Here is a 16,995-nt window from a genome sequence, read left to right on the forward strand (position 1 = left end):
CCGTCATGACGTTCTTTTCTGCCAGCTAACATTACAGATGAGTTAAGTGATGAAACGAGTAAACTTTATTTCCGCCGAAGAGGCAGCATGCCGTATCCGGGATAATGACCATGTTATCCTGGGCGGGTTTATCGGAGCGGCTGTACCTGAGGCAATAGAAAGAGAAATCGGCAGACGTTTTCAGCGGGAAGGTCACCCGCGAAACCTGTCCATTTATTTCACGGCCGGTCAGGGCGATGGGGGTGACAAAAGCGTTAACCATATGGCACAGGAGGGGCTGGTGTCTTTTGTGATTGCCGGTCACTGGGGCCTGAGCCCGAAGCTCCAGCACCTGGCGATGGAAGGCAAAATCAAAGGGTACAATCTGCCTCAGGGGGTCATTGCCCAGTTGATGCGTGACTCCGCCTCCGGCAAACCCGGCACGATAAGTCATGTCGGACTGGGTACCTTTGTTGACCCCCGCCTGGAGGGCGGAAAAATCAATGCGCTGACCACGGAGGAGTGGGTGGAGGTGGTTAACATTGGTGGCGAAGAGTGTCTTTTTTATAAAAAAATCCCAGGCGACATCGCTCTCCTGCGCGGCACAACGGCCGATGAGCACGGTAACATCACGATGGAAGATGAGTGTCTGCTGCTGGACAACCTGGCGATTGCCCAACTGGTGAAAAATAACGGAGGCAGGGTGATTGTTCAGGTTAAACGTCGGGTGCCTGCCGGGACGTTAAAACCCCATGATGTCCGCATCCCGGGGATTTACGTTGACGATATCGTGCTGGTCGATGATTTACACGACCATATGCAGACCTTTGCTGAAATTCAGAATGACCGGTACAGCAGCCAGGGGCGGGAAGACATGTCATCTGCCACGCCGGTCAGAATGGATGCGAAGAAAATCATTGCGCGACGGGCAGCGATGGCGCTGAGAGAAGGCGCGGTGTTAAATCTGGGGATTGGCGTCCCGGAAGTGATTGCCGCCGTTGCCCGCGAAGAGGGATTGTCTGACCGCCTGCTGCTGACCGTGGAGCCTGGTGCCATTGGCGGGACCCCGGCCGGTGGATTGAGTTTCGGCGCGTCCTCCATGCCGGAAGCGATTATCACCCAGGATCAGCAGTTTGATTTTTACGATGGCGGTGGTCTGGACCAGGCTTTTCTGGGACTGGCCGAATGCGACAGGCAGGGGAACCTGAATGTCTCCCGTTTTGGTCCAAAAATTGCCGGCTGTGGAGGGTTTATCGACATCACACAGAACACCCGCGAAGTGTATTTTTGCGGGACGTTTATGGCCGGGAAATCCGACATCCGGATCGAAGGCGGCAAACTGAACATTGTCAGCGACGGCACCATCCGTAAATTCATCCGTGAGGTACAGCAAATCACGTTTTCGGGGAAGATGGCCGTCGCATCCGGTAAAACCGTTTTGTATATTACGGAGCGTGCCGTCTTCCGCCTGACCGCAGAGGGACTGGAGCTGACTGAAATGGCTCCGGGGGTGGATTTACATCGCGATATTCTGGAAAAGATGGACTTCACCCCGGTTGTCAGCCCGTCGCTGAAAATCATGGACGCAGCAATATTCCAGGACGGTCCGATGTTACTGACATTACAGTCACCTTCTGAAACAAAGTGCTGATGGTGTTTATAATACGCACGCCCGTACCATAGCAGTACGTCCTGTTGAACAACCGGCCTTAATCCCCCACTTTGCTTCGGTCTGTCAGTCACTGCGCTGCCAGACTGAAATAACAGGTATCAGTCCATGCTGGATAAAATCGAATTTTTTTGCTCTGTCGTTCGTCTGGGCTCGGTGGGGAGGGCATCCTCTGAGCACAGGATCTCCGTGTCAGCCGGCAGCCGCTGGATAGCCGAACTGGAATCACAGCTGGGTATGACGCTCCTGCACCGGACCACCCGAAAAGTGGTCGCCTCGGAGGCCGGAATGTCACTGTATGAACGGTTTTTGCCTGTTCTGAAGGAGGCAGATATCGCCATTGAAGAAATCAGGGGGAGAGAAGAGGATCTTTGCGGCCAGATTAAAATATCATCGACGCCATTGTTTGCCCGCAACGTCCTGCCACACATTATTGCGGCATACCTGCAGACGCACCCCGGGACACGTTTTAAGGTGGTCATTAATCCCTTTCAGGCCGATGTGGTTGATGAATATGATTTTTCTGTCAGGGCAATTGCGAGTCATATCGGCAAACCCGGCATACCGTCTGGTGATACCAGCCTGAGGCTGTACAGTGAACCCCTGGTGGTGATCGCCACACAACACTATCTTGCTGACCGTGGTGAAGTGAATACGCCGGATGATCTCGCCCGTCATAACTGCCTGTTTGCGTCCAGCCTGGTTGGCGGCGACCGCTGGGAATTTCGGCGGGGAGATAAACACGATTTTTTTAAGATCCCGGACACCGTACAGTGTGATGATTCAGAAGTTCTTCGAACGATGGCGCTGAATCATGCAGGGATCGCCTGTCTGCCGCGCCAGCTGGTTCAGCCTGATATTGAGAAAGGATCTCTGGTGGAGCTCCTGCCTGACTATATTGCGAGTACCTTTGATATCTGCCTGTACTACCGGAAATACGAATTTATGCCCAGGCGTGTGATGCACTTTAAGGAATACCTTGAAAACTACTGTCGCCAGCCCGGAAGCATGGCTGGGCTTTTTAACTTGTCATCACGCTGAATCTCTTTCCAGAGTTTACCTTTTCAGGGAGCGTCCTGCCATCGATGTCTGGCGAAAAGAACCCCGTAAGAATGATTCGAATGACTTCAGGCTCTGTAGGGTTGAACTGACTTCCCGTCCCGGAGCCTGCGTTGTTCAGATTGACTGTCGTAAAATGCTGCGCTTTTTTAACATCTGGCATTCAGCTGAAGCATTATGTTAACGCTGTGTCATTGTAGGGTTAATCTCCCGTAGGTAGCATTCACCTCCATGTCAGGGAGACACAGACCGCCACTCGCTCAGCAGGAAAGAGCCGGTGACACTGATGTTGCAACTGCGGCCTTTGAGGCCTGGTGGCGGTCCATTCTGGCTTTTCGGCCTGCGATGAAGGGTTAACCCGGAGTGGCCGGAGAGTCCATTCGCATGAGTGCGGGTATGCTGACCCGGATGTCACATCCCCTGACGCCTGCATACTCCGCACTCAGCCGAACGTGTTTTCGTCACACAGATAAGCGTACTGTCCCGGGGATTGCCCTGTGTGCGGCCGGAGCGAAAGATGTTCAGTGCGCTTATCTGTGGTGCTGATATCGGGTTTCGACAGTACGGCGGCAGAGCAAGGAGGAAAGGATGTTACCTGCTGAACAGATTTTTCATGCAGTACCGGCAACGATAGCCAGATGTCTTCAGCTGATACTCAATGCCGCGCTGTTGTTGCTGGGACTGATACTGGTTGTGTTCCTCGCAAAGGAAACGTTGCATCTGGCAGAGGTGTTGTTTCAGCCTGACGCGGATAACAGCAAATACAGCCTGGTGGCCGGGCTGATGGTGTATTTTCTGTATTTTGAGTTTATCGCGCTTATCGTGAAGTACTTTCAGGCAGGGTACCATTTCCCTCTGCGTTACATCATTTATATTGGCATCACGGCTATCGTCAGGCTGATTATTGTTGAGCATCCGTCTTCGCGTGATGTGCTGGTGTATGCCGGAGCGATACTGGTGATGGTCATGACGTTATGGCTGTGCAATTCACCGCGACTGAAGCGGGAATGATAACAGCAGACGGTGATGAGGTTGTGGCAGGGTGCGATGAGAACGGTATCGCTTGCACACCATACCGAATTGCGTGAAAACCTGACACCCGTAGTCTGCCGTTGCCAGAGTGGGTACATGCTTTTAAATAAGGAAAATGCGTATGCGGAAGAAGTTTTTGTTGGGGTTATGCCTTATCGTCGGTAGTGCCTGCAGTCTGGCTAAGGCCGCAGATCATAGCAGGCTCACAAACCCCGTCTCGGGCGTTGTCTGCGATGCGTATTTTTGTGCTGACGCGGCGGGTGTTTCAGATGCGCTGACGACGAAATATCTGGGCGCGAAAAAAGGGAAGCAGCTGGCGGCCCAGGGCGAGTTTGACCGCACGGCGTTTACGTTTGCCAATGGCATTTACTGCGACACCAAAGAGAAAGTCTGCCGCAAGGACCGCTATTTTGGTGCTGACGGAAAACCTTCCGGTAAGATCGACAGCAAAACGACACAGTGGCTGTTTGCCCAATGAGTGAAGGGAACCTTGAGGATCCCTTCGTCTTTTTCACTGCTGACAGCGATCGCTTACCCCGTTCAGCCCCTCTGTTTCTTTATTGAATGATTCAAACTGGCCCCGATCGTTAAGCCTGACAATGTACAGGCTGTCGAAATCCTGCCCCGGCCACGCGGGAATTTGTTGCGGATCGCCTCCGGTCTGTTTAACCAGGGCTTTAGCTGCAACCACCAGGTTTTTGTGTTCCCATGAGACAAACACCCTCTGTTGTCTGTTGCTGGTGGACAGAAGATCGCTGACCAACCCATCCGTCTCCGTGGCGTGATATTTCAGCACAACCGGGTGTTCAGCCTGAATGGCAGTGGGAAGAATGGTGGTCAGCGGACGAAGTGAACTGCCGGTTTTGTTTTCCTTTGGTGCAGAAGCATAGATAGCGTCAGGCATTCCAAAACGGGTCAACAGAACTGATGGCAACGCCAGCGCACGATTAAACCCTTTGCAGGTCAGCTGGCCGGTGGGGGCCTCCGGTTTTTCACCGTGGCGCAGGAATACGACGGTGGTTTCTGCTCTCGCGATGAAGGTCGTCAGAAATAACATACAGCAAAAAATATAAGGCAGATGCGGATATTTAATTTTCATGAAAACGCACTTTGTTGCAGATAATGATTTATCAGTAATAAGCCTTTAGCATGAGCAATATAAACAATTTATAAATGAATACTGCTTATTTTTGATTATTGTTGCCGGGCGTGCTTTGCAAGTACTGAATAACCTTGTTTATGAAACAACTTGTTTCCCCGTTAACCATTTTTAATTCTTTAAAGAATCGTTGCTGTTATTTTTTTCGGAATTTTATTTAGTTAGCACATTCACTTGTGTGTATTCATTTATGGAGGGTAAAAGGTTGTTTATGTCATTGTCTTTAGCATATCTCGCTGCCTTGTTGGCGTTACAAAATGAAATAAACAACCATTGGTTTTCATTTTGCTAGATCATTATTCTCACATATTGATCATGAACAGCATATCGATCTAGTATGAGCAAGGAAAAACCAACAGCCCTACATCTGTCATGGGTTATCAAAGGAAACCAAAATAATGAGTTCGTATCAGTCTGAGATACCTAAAGCCCGAATAAATCTTCAGCTGGATTTGCACACGGGTGGGGCTCAAAAAAAATCTGAGCTCCCTTTGAAAATGGTCGTGTCGGGAGACTTCAGTAATGGCCGGGAGACGGCACCGCTTTCAGAAAGGAATAAAGTCAATATCAATAAGCTGAACATGCAGCAGGTGCTGGCAGAGTTCGCGCCGTCGACAAGCTTTGACGTGAAGCATACAGACGGTGATGAAGAAACGGAAGAGAAAATTAATCTGACGTTTCGCCACATGAAAGATTTTTCACCGGAGCATGTTGCCCGCCAGGTGCCACGTCTGCACGCGATGTTAATGATGCGCAATCTGTTGAAAGACCTCCGGGCCAATCTGTTAGATGACGTCAGCTTCCGCCGCGAGTTGCTGGAAATCCTGCGCAACCCCGCTCTGAGCGATGAGCTTCGCGCTGAAATTGCCGCCCTGGCACCACTGGACATCTGATCCCCCCTATTTTGCACGAGATAAAAACCATGTCAGCAGAACAGAATACCGCCGCCGCGACGGCTGAAGTCCTGGAGCAGGAACCGTCTGCCGGGGTCTACGCGTCATTACTCAAAAAAATTAACCTGTCCCCGGTTGACCGGCTCAGCGATATCCGTGCCTGGCGGGATGAAGCCGATATGGCAGAAGCCGGTGCGAATCAGCGCGTGACCGCTGCCCTGGGCATCTTTCTGGAGCAGTTGCGCCAGTCCGGTACGCAAAAAGTTGATAAGCTGGATAAAGCCCTGCTGGATCAGATGATTGGCGAACTGGATCGCCAGCTCAGTCAGGATCTGGATAAAATCCTCCACCATCCTGAGTTTCAGAAGGTGGAAAGCCTCTGGCGCGGCGTGGAGCATCTGGTCAATAAAGTCGATTTCAGAAAAAATATTCGCGTAGAGCTTCTTGATTTGTCTAAAGAATCGTTAAGGGAAGATTTTGAGGACGCGCCGGAAATTATCCAGAGTGGATTATACCAGCACACATATGTTAATGAGTACGATACTCCGGGCGGTGAGCCCATTGCAGCATTAATCTCTGCTTATGAATTTGATGCCTCTTCGCAGGATATAACCCTGCTGCGTAACATCTCGAAAGTGTCTGCCGCCGCCCATATGCCGTTCATTGGCTCGGTGGGGCCGAAGTTCTTCATGAAAAACACGATCGAAGAGGTAGCGGCCATTAAGGACATCACCAATTTCTTCGATCGCGCGGAGTATATCAAATGGAAGAGCTTCAGGGAAAGCGATGATTCGCGCTACATAGGCCTGACGATGCCTCGCGTGCTGGGCCGCCTGCCGTATGGCCCGGACACCGTGCCGGTGCGCAGCTTCAACTACGTGGAAGAAGTGAAAGGCCCGGATCACGACAAGTATTTGTGGACTAACGCCTCTTTCGCCTTCGCCGCCAACATGGCCCGCAGTTTTGCGAACAACGGCTGGTGCGTGCAGATCCGTGGCCCGCAGGCCGGGGGCGCGGTGGAAGATCTACCTATCCACCTGTACGACCTCGGTACCGGTAGCCAGGTCAAAATCCCGTCCGAAATCATGATCTCCGAGACCCGCGAGTTTGATTTTTCCAATCTGGGGTTAATTCCTCTAAGTTATTATAAAAACAAAGATTTTTCCTGTTTCTTTTCTGCCAACTCGACCCAGAAACCGGCGCTGTATGACACGCCGGACGCCACGGCCAACAGCCGCATCAACGCCCGTCTGCCGTATATCCTCCTGATGTCGCGTATTGCTCATTACCTGAAGGTGATTCAGCGCGAGAACATCGGCACCACCAAAGACCGTCGCGTGCTGGAGCAGGAGCTGAACCGCTGGCTGAGTGGCCTGGTGACTGAGATGACCGATCCGGGCGACGCCCTGCAGGCGTCTCACCCGCTGCGCGAAGGCAAGGTCGTCGTGGAAGACATTGAGGATAACCCGGGCTTCTTCCGCGTGAAACTCTTTGCGGTGCCGCATTTTCAGGTGGAGGGGATGGATGTCAATCTCTCTCTGGTCAGCAAGATGCCGAAGGCCAAAGCATAGCGGGTTGCAGTCATGAAGATTTATCGTCCGTTATGGAACGAGGGTGTGCTGCTCTCCCCTCAGCAATTTCAGCAGCAGTCTGCCATGGATAACTTTATCCGTGCGGGCGTGTCCGCACTGACATCGCCTTACCCGTGGGGCGTTGAACGCGCTGAGCTGGATGAGCATCTGTTGTCTTTCGGGCGTATTCAGTTTACTGCGCTGCGGCTCTGGCTGCAGGATGGCACGCTGGTGGATACGCAGAACTGTGATCCGGGACCGGATGTCCGGGAACTGGATGAGCAGGCGCTTTCTGGCAGAGATGCGGTAACGGTATTGTTGGGCTTACCTCTGATGCAGCCAGGAATGGTGAACGTACAGAGTGAGGGCGTCGTGAGCGGGCAACCGTTGCGTTTTCGCGAGGAGTGGATCCCAGTCCCTGATATGTTTGGTCAGGAGGAGGAGTCCATTGCGGTTGCCCGTCTGAATCTGTCTGTCCGTTATGCACATGAAAACAATGCGGCATGGCTGACCTGTCCGGTTGCACGTCTGGTGCGGGATAAGCAGGGGGGCTGGCACAGAGATCCTGATTTTATTCCACCCATGGCCCTTTTTTCGGCCAGTACGGCGATGTGTGAGCGTCTGTCGTTACTGAACCGGCAACTTCGTTCCCGACGAACCCGGCTGATGTCCATGCGGCGCGAAAGTAATGCCCGTCTGGCCGACTTTGCTGTCGCAGACGTGTCGCTGTTCTGGCTGCTCAATGCCCTGAATGCGCATGCCCGCGTGCTGACCCGGTATGAGCATCAGCCACAGCGTCCTCCTGAGAGGGTCTGGGCGGAACTGACCCCGCCTGGCAGGGAGCATGCTGACGTTCTCGCTGGAGCATGAACCGGATGTGATCCCGGAGTATTACCACGATGATCCGGCACGAACCTTTCCGCCGTTGTTTGATCTGATTGCGGAATTGCTGGAAACCAGTCTGCCGTCACGTGTGGTAGCGCTGGATATGTCAAGGCCTGATGAACAGACGTGGAAAGCGACCTTTCATGATATTCGCCTGCGTGAAGAGGCGGATTTCTGGCTGTCTGTTCGTTCGGATATTCCGCTCTGGCAACTGGCAGAGCAATTCCCCGGCATGTGCAAGGCGGGTAGTCCCGATGATGTGCGTACGATTTCCAGTCTGGCACTGGCGGGGATCCCGTTAATGCCGGTCTCGCGGGTGCCAGCAGCCCTGCCTGTTCGTCTCGAAAATCAGTACTTTGCCATGGACATGGATAATCCGGCGGCTCGCGCCATGCTGGAGCAGGGGGTATGCCTGTTCTACGTCCCGGCGTTGCTGGGTGCAGTGGAGCTTGAACTGTTTGCGGTGCTGCGCTCATGACCGGGGTGGATATTGACGAACTGATGGCGGAGACCTGGCTGATGGTCTCCCTGTTGCGGCGGGGGGCTGCCGTGCCGGAAGGAAAAATACTGTATCAGCGTTGTTGTGCAGAAGTTGAGCGGGTTCGTGAAGCGCTGGAGCTGGCGGGGTACGATAAGACCAGTCGCGAGCATATCTCTTATGCCCAGTGTGCGTTGCTGGATGAAGCGGTGTTGAGGCTTCATGCGATCCCCGTGGACAGTGATGTGATCTCCGGCGACGCGTCACGTACGGAGCCCGTGCCGAAAGAATGGAAAGCGGCTCCCCTGCAGGCCCGGTATTTTAGTACCCTGCAGGCCGGTGGCACGTTGTGGGAGCGTATTACCGATGTGCTGCATCAGCCTGCGCCAGTGCAGGCGGTACTGACCTGCTATCACCGTGTGCTGGTCTTTGGTTTCCGGGGGGTATATACCCTGAAAGAAGACGACACTTCGCAACGGGACTCGGTGCTGAAAGCGCTGGCGGCGCGAGTACCGCCGTTGCCATCTGATCTTTCCCTCGTTGTGCATGACCGTACCCGTCATCGTTTTGGTCTGCTGCGCACCTTCGGTTTCTGGCTGGTCTCGGCTCTTCTGGTGACCGGGCTGGCCTGGTGGGGGGGACACCTTTGGCTGCAGTCGTTACTGACGACACATCTGTCGGGGTTCGCTTCCTGATGCGGATATCACTGACTTTCCGCGCCGTATTGTTCGTGTCGATCTGCTTCTGCGCGGCAATGTGGCTGTTGTGGGGATTTGTGCCGTTTTCGGTGCTGAGTCGCAGTCTGTTAACGGTGCTGACGCTGCTGGTGGGTATGGGGTGGGTGCTTCATCGCAGACGGCTGTCGGGAGAGTCCGTATCTGACGAGGTGTATTCTGGTATTGACGTGCACGGCCCGGTGGCGCTGGTGTGCGGGGATGGCGCGGAGGAGATGTTTGCCGGGCAGCTGCTTCGTAAAACGTCCACCGGGTGCTGGCTACTGACCGGGGAGCCGGGGGCACTGTCGGCACAGGTCAGTCACCTGCTCAGTCACTCGCCAGCGCTCTCGGGGCGGTTATCGGTGGTGTACTGCTGCCAGCCAGACGGACGGGATGATGAGGTGGCTTTGCGGTTGTCGCTGAAAAACCTGCGCCAGCAGATTAAACGCATCAGGGATACGCACAACATTCTGCTGCCGGTGGTACTGCAGTGCATGTTTGCCGGACATGATACACCCTGGTTCATCATTCAGGGGCGGGAGGTGAGTGCCTGCGCGGATGATGGTGAGGTGTATGCCTTCAGTGAATGGCAGCAGCAGGATAATCATATTGCCAGTATACCGGTGCTGTCGCAGGCGATGGCGTTCTGCCGGTCCTTCATGCTCAGTGAGCTGACGCGTCCTGATGATTATTTTCCCGTGGTATCGCCCCTGGCGGTGGTGCTTCGTCTGAACGCACTGCAGACAGCTGACACCTCGCTCTGGCAACGCTGGCTGATACGTGCGGCGGCAGTACGTTACCACGTTACCTCTGCGCCTGCCTGCGAAGCCATGACCTTCGTGGATGTGCTGTTGCCGGTGCTTGCCCGCGCATCGTCACCGGTAGGACATTCGGTTGCCGCGCGTTATACGCTGGCTTTTCTGACGGGGTGCCTGCTGACCGCCCTGGCATTTTCCACCGTTAACAACGCCCATTTGATTAACGGTACCCATGACCTGCTGACCCGGTGGCGTACACATCCTGTATCCGGTCGGTCTCAGGTGTTGCCTGCCGTGACGCAGCGCAGACTTCAGCTTGAACGCTGGCAGCGACAGGGTGAACCACTGCGTTACGGATTAGGGCTGTATACCGGCGAGCCGCTGCTGCGGGCATTGCAGCAGGTTACCGATACCGTTGCACCAGTTGTGCCCCAGGCAACGCAGGACCGTTCCCGAACACCCACAGCACCTCCGCAGATTGTGCGGCTTGACAGCCTGTCGCTGTTCGACCCCGGCAGTGCCACCCTGAAACCCGGCTCCACAAAGGTGCTGGTGAATGCCCTGGTGGGTATTAAGGCGAGGCCCGGCTGGCTGATTGTGGTCAGCGGGCATACCGACAACACAGGCAGCTCGTCGCTGAACCAGATGCTGTCCCTTAAGCGGGCGGAAGCGGTACGCGACTGGATGCGGGACACCGGTGGCGTGCCGGAAAGCTGTTTTGCGGTGCAGGGCTACGGGGCGACACGTCCCCTGCAGACCAATGACACGACGGCGGGCCGGGCGGCCAACCGTCGGGTTGAAATCCGTCTGGTCCCGCAGGCGGATGCCTGCCGGATACCGGGCACAAACCCGATGCCATCACAGGATGGTGGCGCTTCTCAACATCAATAAGTAAAAGGAATCAACAATATGGCAATTCCGGTTTATCTGTGGCTGAAAGACGATGGTGGCGCGGACATTAAGGGCTCCGTGGATGTGAAGGACCGTGAAGGGAGTGTTGAGGTTCAGTCGTTTGACCACCAGGTCTATATCCCGACAGACAACAACACCGGCAAGCTCACCGGCACGCGTATCCACACACCGGTGGTGCTGACCAAGGAAATCGATTCTTCCAGCCCGTATTTGTACAAGGCGGTGACCACCGGACAGACCCTGAAAAGCGCCGAATTCAACTGGTATCGCATCAACGATGCGGGTCAGGAGGAGGTGTATTTCAACGTCACGCTGGAAGGCGTGAAGGTAGTGAAGGTCAGTCCGGTGATGCACGACGTGAAGGACCCGACGAAGGAGAAGCACAACCACCTGGAAGAGGTGGCGCTGCGTTACGAGAAAATCACCTGGCATACCGTTCAGGGCAACATCATGCACTCCGATGCCTGGAACGAACGCGCCACCGCGTAATACGTCAGCAGGCGGGGTTATCCCTGTCTGCTTTTTTTGCTGAACGTCTGTTTGTACGGATGCTGAGCAAAAAACAACACAATCCGGAAATCTGACCTGATGCGCTCTGGTCTCCTGAACACCAGGAAACAGCGAGGGGCGGTAGCGTGCCTGAAGGTCCCCGACTGCGAGTAAATGAACATGGAAAATCCTGCTGTACTGCTGCGTCGTCTCAACCCGTTCTGCGCCCGGGCGCTGGAGGATGCAGCCACGCTGTGCCAGACCCGGGCCCACGCGGAGCTTCATCCTGAGCACTGGCTGCTGAAGCTGCTGGAGCAGGGTGAAGGTGACCTCACCGTGCTGGCCCGCCGTTATGAATGGAATATGGATGACGTCTGGCAGGATTTACTGGCGTATCTGGACCGGCTGCCGCGTTCGGTCAGAAGGCGACCGCAGCTGTCAGAACAGTTTAACGAACTGCTGCGTCAGGCCTGGCTGTGCGCTTCGATGGCGGGTGACGAGCAGATACGCAGTCTTCACCTGCTGATGGCGATGAAGGATAAACCGGCGATGCTGCTCTGCGACGGCCTCTGGCCACTGCTCTCCCTGACCGCAGGGCAGCTCACGGCGTTGCGTCCGCTGCTGGATGGTTATTCGGAAGAGCGCCCTGACGTTCAGCAGGAGGCTGCGCTGATGGCCGGGAACGGCCCATGCGACGATACCGGCGGTGATAAGGTGACGTTTGTCGGCCGCCTGGTTGGTGCTGACGAGACTGTAGTCTCAGCCACATCAGCCACAAAAGAAGGTAAACCCACGGCGACCCTGCTGGCCGTCCTCGACCGTTTCACCACCGACGTGACCGCCAGAGCCCGTGACGGCAAAATCGACCCGGTGTTTGGCCGCGACAATGAAATCCGTCAGATGGTGGATATTCTCTCCCGTCGTCGCAAGAACAACCCGATTCTGGTGGGCGAACCTGGCGTCGGCAAAACCGCCCTGGTGGAAGGCCTGGCGCTGCGTATCGCAGAAGGCAACGTCCCGGAGTCCCTCAAACCGGTCATCCTGCGCACCCTCGACCTCGGTCTGCTGCAGGCGGGGGCCGGTGTCAAAGGCGAGTTCGAACAGCGCCTCAAAAACATCATCGATGCGGTACAACAGTCCCCGTTACCGGTGCTGCTGTTTATCGACGAGGCTCACACCATCATCGGGGCGGGCAATCAGGCGGGCGGCGCAGATGCGGCCAACCTGCTGAAACCGGCGCTGGCCCGGGGGGAACTCAGAACCATCGCCGCCACCACCTGGAGCGAATACAAACAGTACTTCGAGCGCGACGCCGCGCTGGAGCGCAGGTTCCAGATGGTTAAGGTGGACGAACCGGACGACGACACCGCCTGCCTGATGCTGCGGGGGCTGAAGTCCCGCTACGCGGAGCACCACGGCGTACATATCAGCGATGAGGCGGTTCGCGCTGCCGTCACGCTGTCGCGGCGCTACCTCACCGGACGCCAGTTGCCGGACAAGGCGGTGGACCTGCTGGACACCGCCGCCGCCCGCGTACGCATGAGCCTCGATACGGTCCCGGAAGCCCTCACCCGGCTGGCGGCGCAGGAGAATGCGCTGGTGCTGGAAGAAGAGGCTCTGCTGGAAGACCAGGCTGTGGGTCAGACCGTGAAGACCGCGCGGCTGGCAGAGATTGCGCAGCAGACCCGTCAGCTCACCACGGAGCAGCAGTTGCTCGAAGCCCGCTATCAGGAAGAGAAAAAACTGGTCGCACAGCTGCAGGACAGCCGCCATGCGCCCGAATCACAACAGCAGACCGCAGAACTGCAGCAACAACTGCACGCCCTGCAGCAGAACAGCCCGCTGCTGTGCCCGGACGTGGACGTGCGGATGGTGGCGGAGGTCATTGCCGACTGGACCGGCGTGCCGCTCTCGTCATTACTGAAAGACGAACAGACGGAGCTGCTGCATCTGGAATCCCTGCTGCAGCGGCGCGTGGTGGGTCAGGACACGGCGCTTGCCGCCATTGCACAGCGTCTGCGGGCGTCAAAAACCGGGCTGACGCCGGAGAACGGCCCGCAGGGCGTGTTCCTGCTGGCGGGACCCAGCGGCACCGGCAAGACCGAAACCGCCCACGCCCTGGCGGACGCGCTGTTCGGCGGTGAAAAGTCGCTGATTACCATCAACCTCTCAGAATATCAGGAGCCGCACACCGTCTCGCAGCTGAAGGGCTCCCCGCCGGGCTACGTCGGCTACGGCCAGGGCGGTATTCTGACCGAAGCGGTACGCAAACGCCCTTACAGCGTGGTGCTGCTCGACGAAGTGGAAAAAGCCCACCGTGACGTGATGAACCTGTTCTATCAGGTGTTTGACCGGGGCTTCATGCGCGACGGCGAAGGCCGGGAAATTGATTTTCGCAACACCGTCATCCTGATGACCTCGAACCTCGGCAGCGACCACATCATGCAGCAACTGACGGAAGCTCCGCAGACCACCGACAGCGAACTGCATGAACTGGTCAGACCGTTGCTGCGCGACCACTTCCAGCCCGCGCTGCTGGCGCGTTTTCAGACCGTACTCTACCGCCCGCTCGGCGAAGCGCCGCTGCGCACCATCGTGGCGATGAAGCTTGAGAAAGTCACTCAGCGACTCACCCGCCACTACGGCATCACCACCACCATTGATGACAGCCTGTTTGACGCGCTGGCGGCGGCCTGTCTGCTGCCGGACACCGGGGCGCGTAATATCGACAGCCTGCTTAACCAGCAGATACTGCCGGTGCTGAGCCAGCAACTGTTGCATCACCTCGCTGCCGGACAGAAACCGCAGCACCTGACGCTCGGCTGGCATGATGAGGAAGGTATCGTGATGGCGTTTGTGGCCCCGGAAAAAGAGGTGAACCATGAGTGAGATACTGACCGGTCTGGCAGACCTGGCCGCTCAGACGCTTATCAGCCAGTCCCGTTACCGTCTGGATGTGCATGAATGCCCGCATTTTCTGGATGTGCTGTCGTTCAGGTCCGAAGAATCCCTCAGTGCGCCCTGGCATTATCATATCCGGGTGACCTGCGGGGCGGCGGATATCGCCTGTGATGCGCTATTGCTGAAATTTGCGTCATTTACGTTTCAGGTGCCGGATTTTAACGGCAGGGCCGCCACCCCCTTGCGTACCTTGCACGGTGTGGTGCGGTCTTTCAGACGACTTTCCACATCGGCGGATGAAACGACATACCAGCTCACCCTGGTGCCGCGCATTGCGCTGCTGCAGTTCACCCGCCAGAGTGCCATTTACCAGAATGTTACCGTGCCGGAGCTGGTGGAGCAGATACTGCGCTCGCATGGCCTGGAAGGCCCGGACTTTGTGTTTCATCTGGCGCGGGATTACCCGGTGCGTGAACTCATTACCCAGTGGCAGGAGACGGACCTGGCGTTTGTGCAGCGAATCCTGGCGGAAGTCGGGATTTTCTGGCGCACGGAGATGGATGAAAAACGCCAGATGGATGTTGTGGTGTTCATGGATACCCAGGCGCAGTATCTGTTCGGGATGCGGATACCGTTACGTTCTCCATCGGGGACCAGTGATAACGGTCAGGCGAGCATCTGGGCTATCCGCACTTCGCATCAGGTGGTGAGCAACCGTGTGACCACCCGGGACTATAACTACCGGCAGGCGCTGATACCTCAGGACAGCACGGAAAGTCTCAGCGGTGACGACAGTATCACGACGGGAGAGGTCTACCACTACGCGGAGCCTTTTCTGTCGGCAGGGGATACGGATACCCCGGAAGCCGGGGCCTTTTATGCCCGGCTTCGCCATGAGCGTCTCCTGAACGCACAGCATCAGGTCACCGGGCGCTCGACCAGTCCGCAGTTGCTACCCGGCCAGGTGCTGGAGAGCGACGTTTCCCTGCCGGAGAGCCTGAAAGAGGGGATGGTCATCACCCGTATTCGCACTCGTGGCTCCCGAAGCAGCAGCTTTATTCTGGATTTTGATGCTATTCCCTACAGTGAAACGGTCTGCTTTCGTCCTCCTCTGGTCGCCCGTCCGGTGGTTGCCGGAACGCTGGTGGCGCGTGTGGAAAGTGAGACCACGGGCGACAGCTATGCCTGGCTGGACCTCCAGGGGCGCTATCGCGTCCGGCTCAACGTGGACCGCAGCGACAGCAGTGCCGGAGACGCGTACCTCTGGCTGCGGCTCGCGAAGCCGTACGCCGGATATGAATACGGCTGGCACGCCCCGCTGCTGGACGGCACGGAAGTGGCGGTCGCCTTTGATGCAGGCGACCCTGACCGGCCTTATATCGCCAGCGCCCTGCATGATTCAGAGCACCCGGACCCGGTGACGCAGGACAACCATACCCGTAACGTGCTGCGTACCCCGTCCAACAACAAGCTGCGTCTGGAGGACCAGCAGGCGCAGGAGCACATCAAACTGGCGACGGAATACGGCAAGAGCCAGCTGAATATGGGGCATCTGGTCAACGCTGAGCGCCAGCCCCGGGGAACCGGCTTTGAGCTGCGCACCGACGAATACGGTGCCCTTCGTGCGGCGCGTGGACTGTTTCTGAGCGCTGACGAGCAGCCGAAAGCACAGGGCCTGGTGCTGGAGATGAGCGCGGCGGTCAGCCAGATAACGCAGGCGAATAATGAAATGCAGGCGCTGCATGACGCGGCGCAGGCGGCACAGGCGCTGACCTGTGATATCCGGGCCCAGAGGGCGCTGCTTGATGAGCGGCTGAAACAGCTGCAGTCTGCGGTACTGCTGGCGAGCGCTCCCCGTGGCGTGGCCTTCACCTCAGGTGAACATGTACAACTGACGGCCAGCCAGAACGTGATGGTCAACGCCGGTCAGCATCTTGACCTGGGGGCGATGAAAAACGTCTCGGTGGCGGCAGAGGCGTCACTGGGGCTTTTTGCGCATAAAGAGGGGATGAAACTGATTGCCGGTCAGGGGGATATCGCCATCCAGGCCCAGCACAATACGATGGCGCTCAGCGCGGAGAAGCAGGTCACCATCACCAGTACAGAGGATGAAATCATCATCAGCACGCCGAAAACGCTGACGCTGAACGGTGGCGGCTCTTACCTGAAGCTGAGCGAGAACGGCATTGAGCATGGCTCTGAAGGGAAGATGATCATGAAGGTGGCGGAGTATCTGGTGCCTGGCTCGGGAGCGAGCCTTTCTGCAGATACCTCAGAGTTCGGCGTATCCACGCTGACGGAAGTGAAGCATATCGACAGCAAGTCATTTCACGACTGACGGAGATAAAACATCGTGTCTGTTATACCCAAAATTGTATGGCCGGTTCCTGCCGATCGCAGGGGAAATGCGTTTAGTCATCAGGAGGATGTGCTTGCTCATCTGAACGGAGAGCCTACGGGACTTTTTCTTGTCGGGCGTAGTGGGATGTGGCAT

12 protein-coding genes and 1 pseudogene are annotated in these 16,995 nt (G+C 56.4%); 12 read left to right on the forward strand and 1 reads right to left on the reverse strand.

Features of this window, described 5'->3' with window-relative positions:
* Positions 1–49 precede the first annotated feature (49 nt).
* From ACERY3_RS01455 to ACERY3_RS01470, 4 genes are all read left to right on the forward strand, one after another.
* Positions 50–1,630 (forward strand): acyl CoA:acetate/3-ketoacid CoA transferase, encoded by a 1,581-nt coding sequence (locus ACERY3_RS01455; protein ID WP_373224919.1) that lies wholly within the window; start codon positions 50–52, stop codon positions 1,628–1,630.
* A 126-nt stretch (positions 1,631–1,756) separates the two neighbouring features.
* Positions 1,757–2,689 (forward strand): LysR family transcriptional regulator, encoded by a 933-nt coding sequence (locus tag ACERY3_RS01460; RefSeq protein ID WP_373224920.1) that lies wholly within the window; start codon positions 1,757–1,759, stop codon positions 2,687–2,689.
* Between the two features lie 606 nt (positions 2,690–3,295).
* Complete coding sequence (gene psiE, locus ACERY3_RS01465) at positions 3,296–3,718, forward strand: phosphate-starvation-inducible protein PsiE (RefSeq protein ID WP_373224921.1); 423 nt, start codon at positions 3,296–3,298, stop codon at positions 3,716–3,718.
* Between the two features lie 142 nt (positions 3,719–3,860).
* Positions 3,861–4,217, forward strand: a complete 357-nt coding sequence (locus tag ACERY3_RS01470) for a YcgJ family protein (RefSeq protein ID WP_373224922.1) — start codon at positions 3,861–3,863, stop codon at positions 4,215–4,217.
* Between the two features lie 33 nt (positions 4,218–4,250).
* Here ACERY3_RS01470 and ACERY3_RS01475 read toward each other — a convergent pair whose 3' ends face one another.
* Positions 4,251–4,838 (reverse strand): histidine phosphatase family protein, encoded by a 588-nt coding sequence (locus tag ACERY3_RS01475; RefSeq protein WP_373224923.1) that lies wholly within the window; start codon positions 4,836–4,838, stop codon positions 4,251–4,253.
* Positions 4,839–5,296: 458 nt separating this feature from the next.
* On the opposite strand from ACERY3_RS01475, the gene tssB reads away from it, so the two are divergent.
* The 8 genes and pseudogenes from tssB to ACERY3_RS01515 all read left to right on the forward strand — a co-directional run bounded on the left by tssB (position 5,297) and on the right by ACERY3_RS01515 (position 16,839).
* Positions 5,297–5,791: a type VI secretion system contractile sheath small subunit gene (gene tssB, locus ACERY3_RS01480; RefSeq protein ID WP_373224924.1), complete on the forward strand. Its 495-nt coding sequence runs from the start codon at positions 5,297–5,299 to the stop codon at positions 5,789–5,791.
* A 29-nt stretch (positions 5,792–5,820) separates the two neighbouring features.
* Positions 5,821–7,362: a type VI secretion system contractile sheath large subunit gene (tssC, locus tag ACERY3_RS01485; protein WP_373224925.1), complete on the forward strand. Its 1,542-nt coding sequence runs from the start codon at positions 5,821–5,823 to the stop codon at positions 7,360–7,362.
* 12 nt (positions 7,363–7,374) lie between these two features.
* Positions 7,375–8,725, forward strand: a pseudogene (gene tssK, locus ACERY3_RS01490) (type VI secretion system baseplate subunit TssK).
* Positions 8,722–9,420 carry a type VI secretion system protein TssL, short form gene (tssL, locus tag ACERY3_RS01495; protein ID WP_373224926.1) on the forward strand — a complete coding sequence of 233 codons (699 nt, stop codon included), beginning with the start codon at positions 8,722–8,724 and terminating at the stop codon, positions 9,418–9,420. The pseudogene tssK and the gene tssL overlap by 4 nt, the downstream one beginning before the upstream one ends.
* On the forward strand, positions 9,372–11,090 hold the full coding sequence (locus tag ACERY3_RS01500) for an OmpA family protein (protein ID WP_373224927.1): 1,719 nt from the start codon (positions 9,372–9,374) through the stop codon (positions 11,088–11,090). Before tssL ends, ACERY3_RS01500 begins: the two co-directional genes overlap by 49 nt.
* Before the next feature lie 18 nt (positions 11,091–11,108).
* On the forward strand, positions 11,109–11,600 hold the full coding sequence (locus ACERY3_RS01505) for an Hcp family type VI secretion system effector (RefSeq protein ID WP_373224928.1): 492 nt from the start codon (positions 11,109–11,111) through the stop codon (positions 11,598–11,600).
* Between the two features lie 180 nt (positions 11,601–11,780).
* Positions 11,781–14,489 carry a type VI secretion system ATPase TssH gene (tssH, locus tag ACERY3_RS01510; protein WP_373224929.1) on the forward strand — a complete coding sequence of 903 codons (2,709 nt, stop codon included), beginning with the start codon at positions 11,781–11,783 and terminating at the stop codon, positions 14,487–14,489.
* Complete coding sequence (locus ACERY3_RS01515) at positions 14,482–16,839, forward strand: type VI secretion system Vgr family protein (protein WP_373224930.1); 2,358 nt, start codon at positions 14,482–14,484, stop codon at positions 16,837–16,839. The genes tssH and ACERY3_RS01515 overlap by 8 nt, the downstream gene beginning before the upstream one ends.
* The last annotated feature ends 156 nt before the right edge of the window (positions 16,840–16,995 follow it).

This window comes from Enterobacter cloacae complex sp. ESBL7, from assembly GCF_041679625.1.
Taxonomy (GTDB): Bacteria; Pseudomonadota; Gammaproteobacteria; order Enterobacterales; family Enterobacteriaceae; genus Enterobacter; species Enterobacter asburiae_B.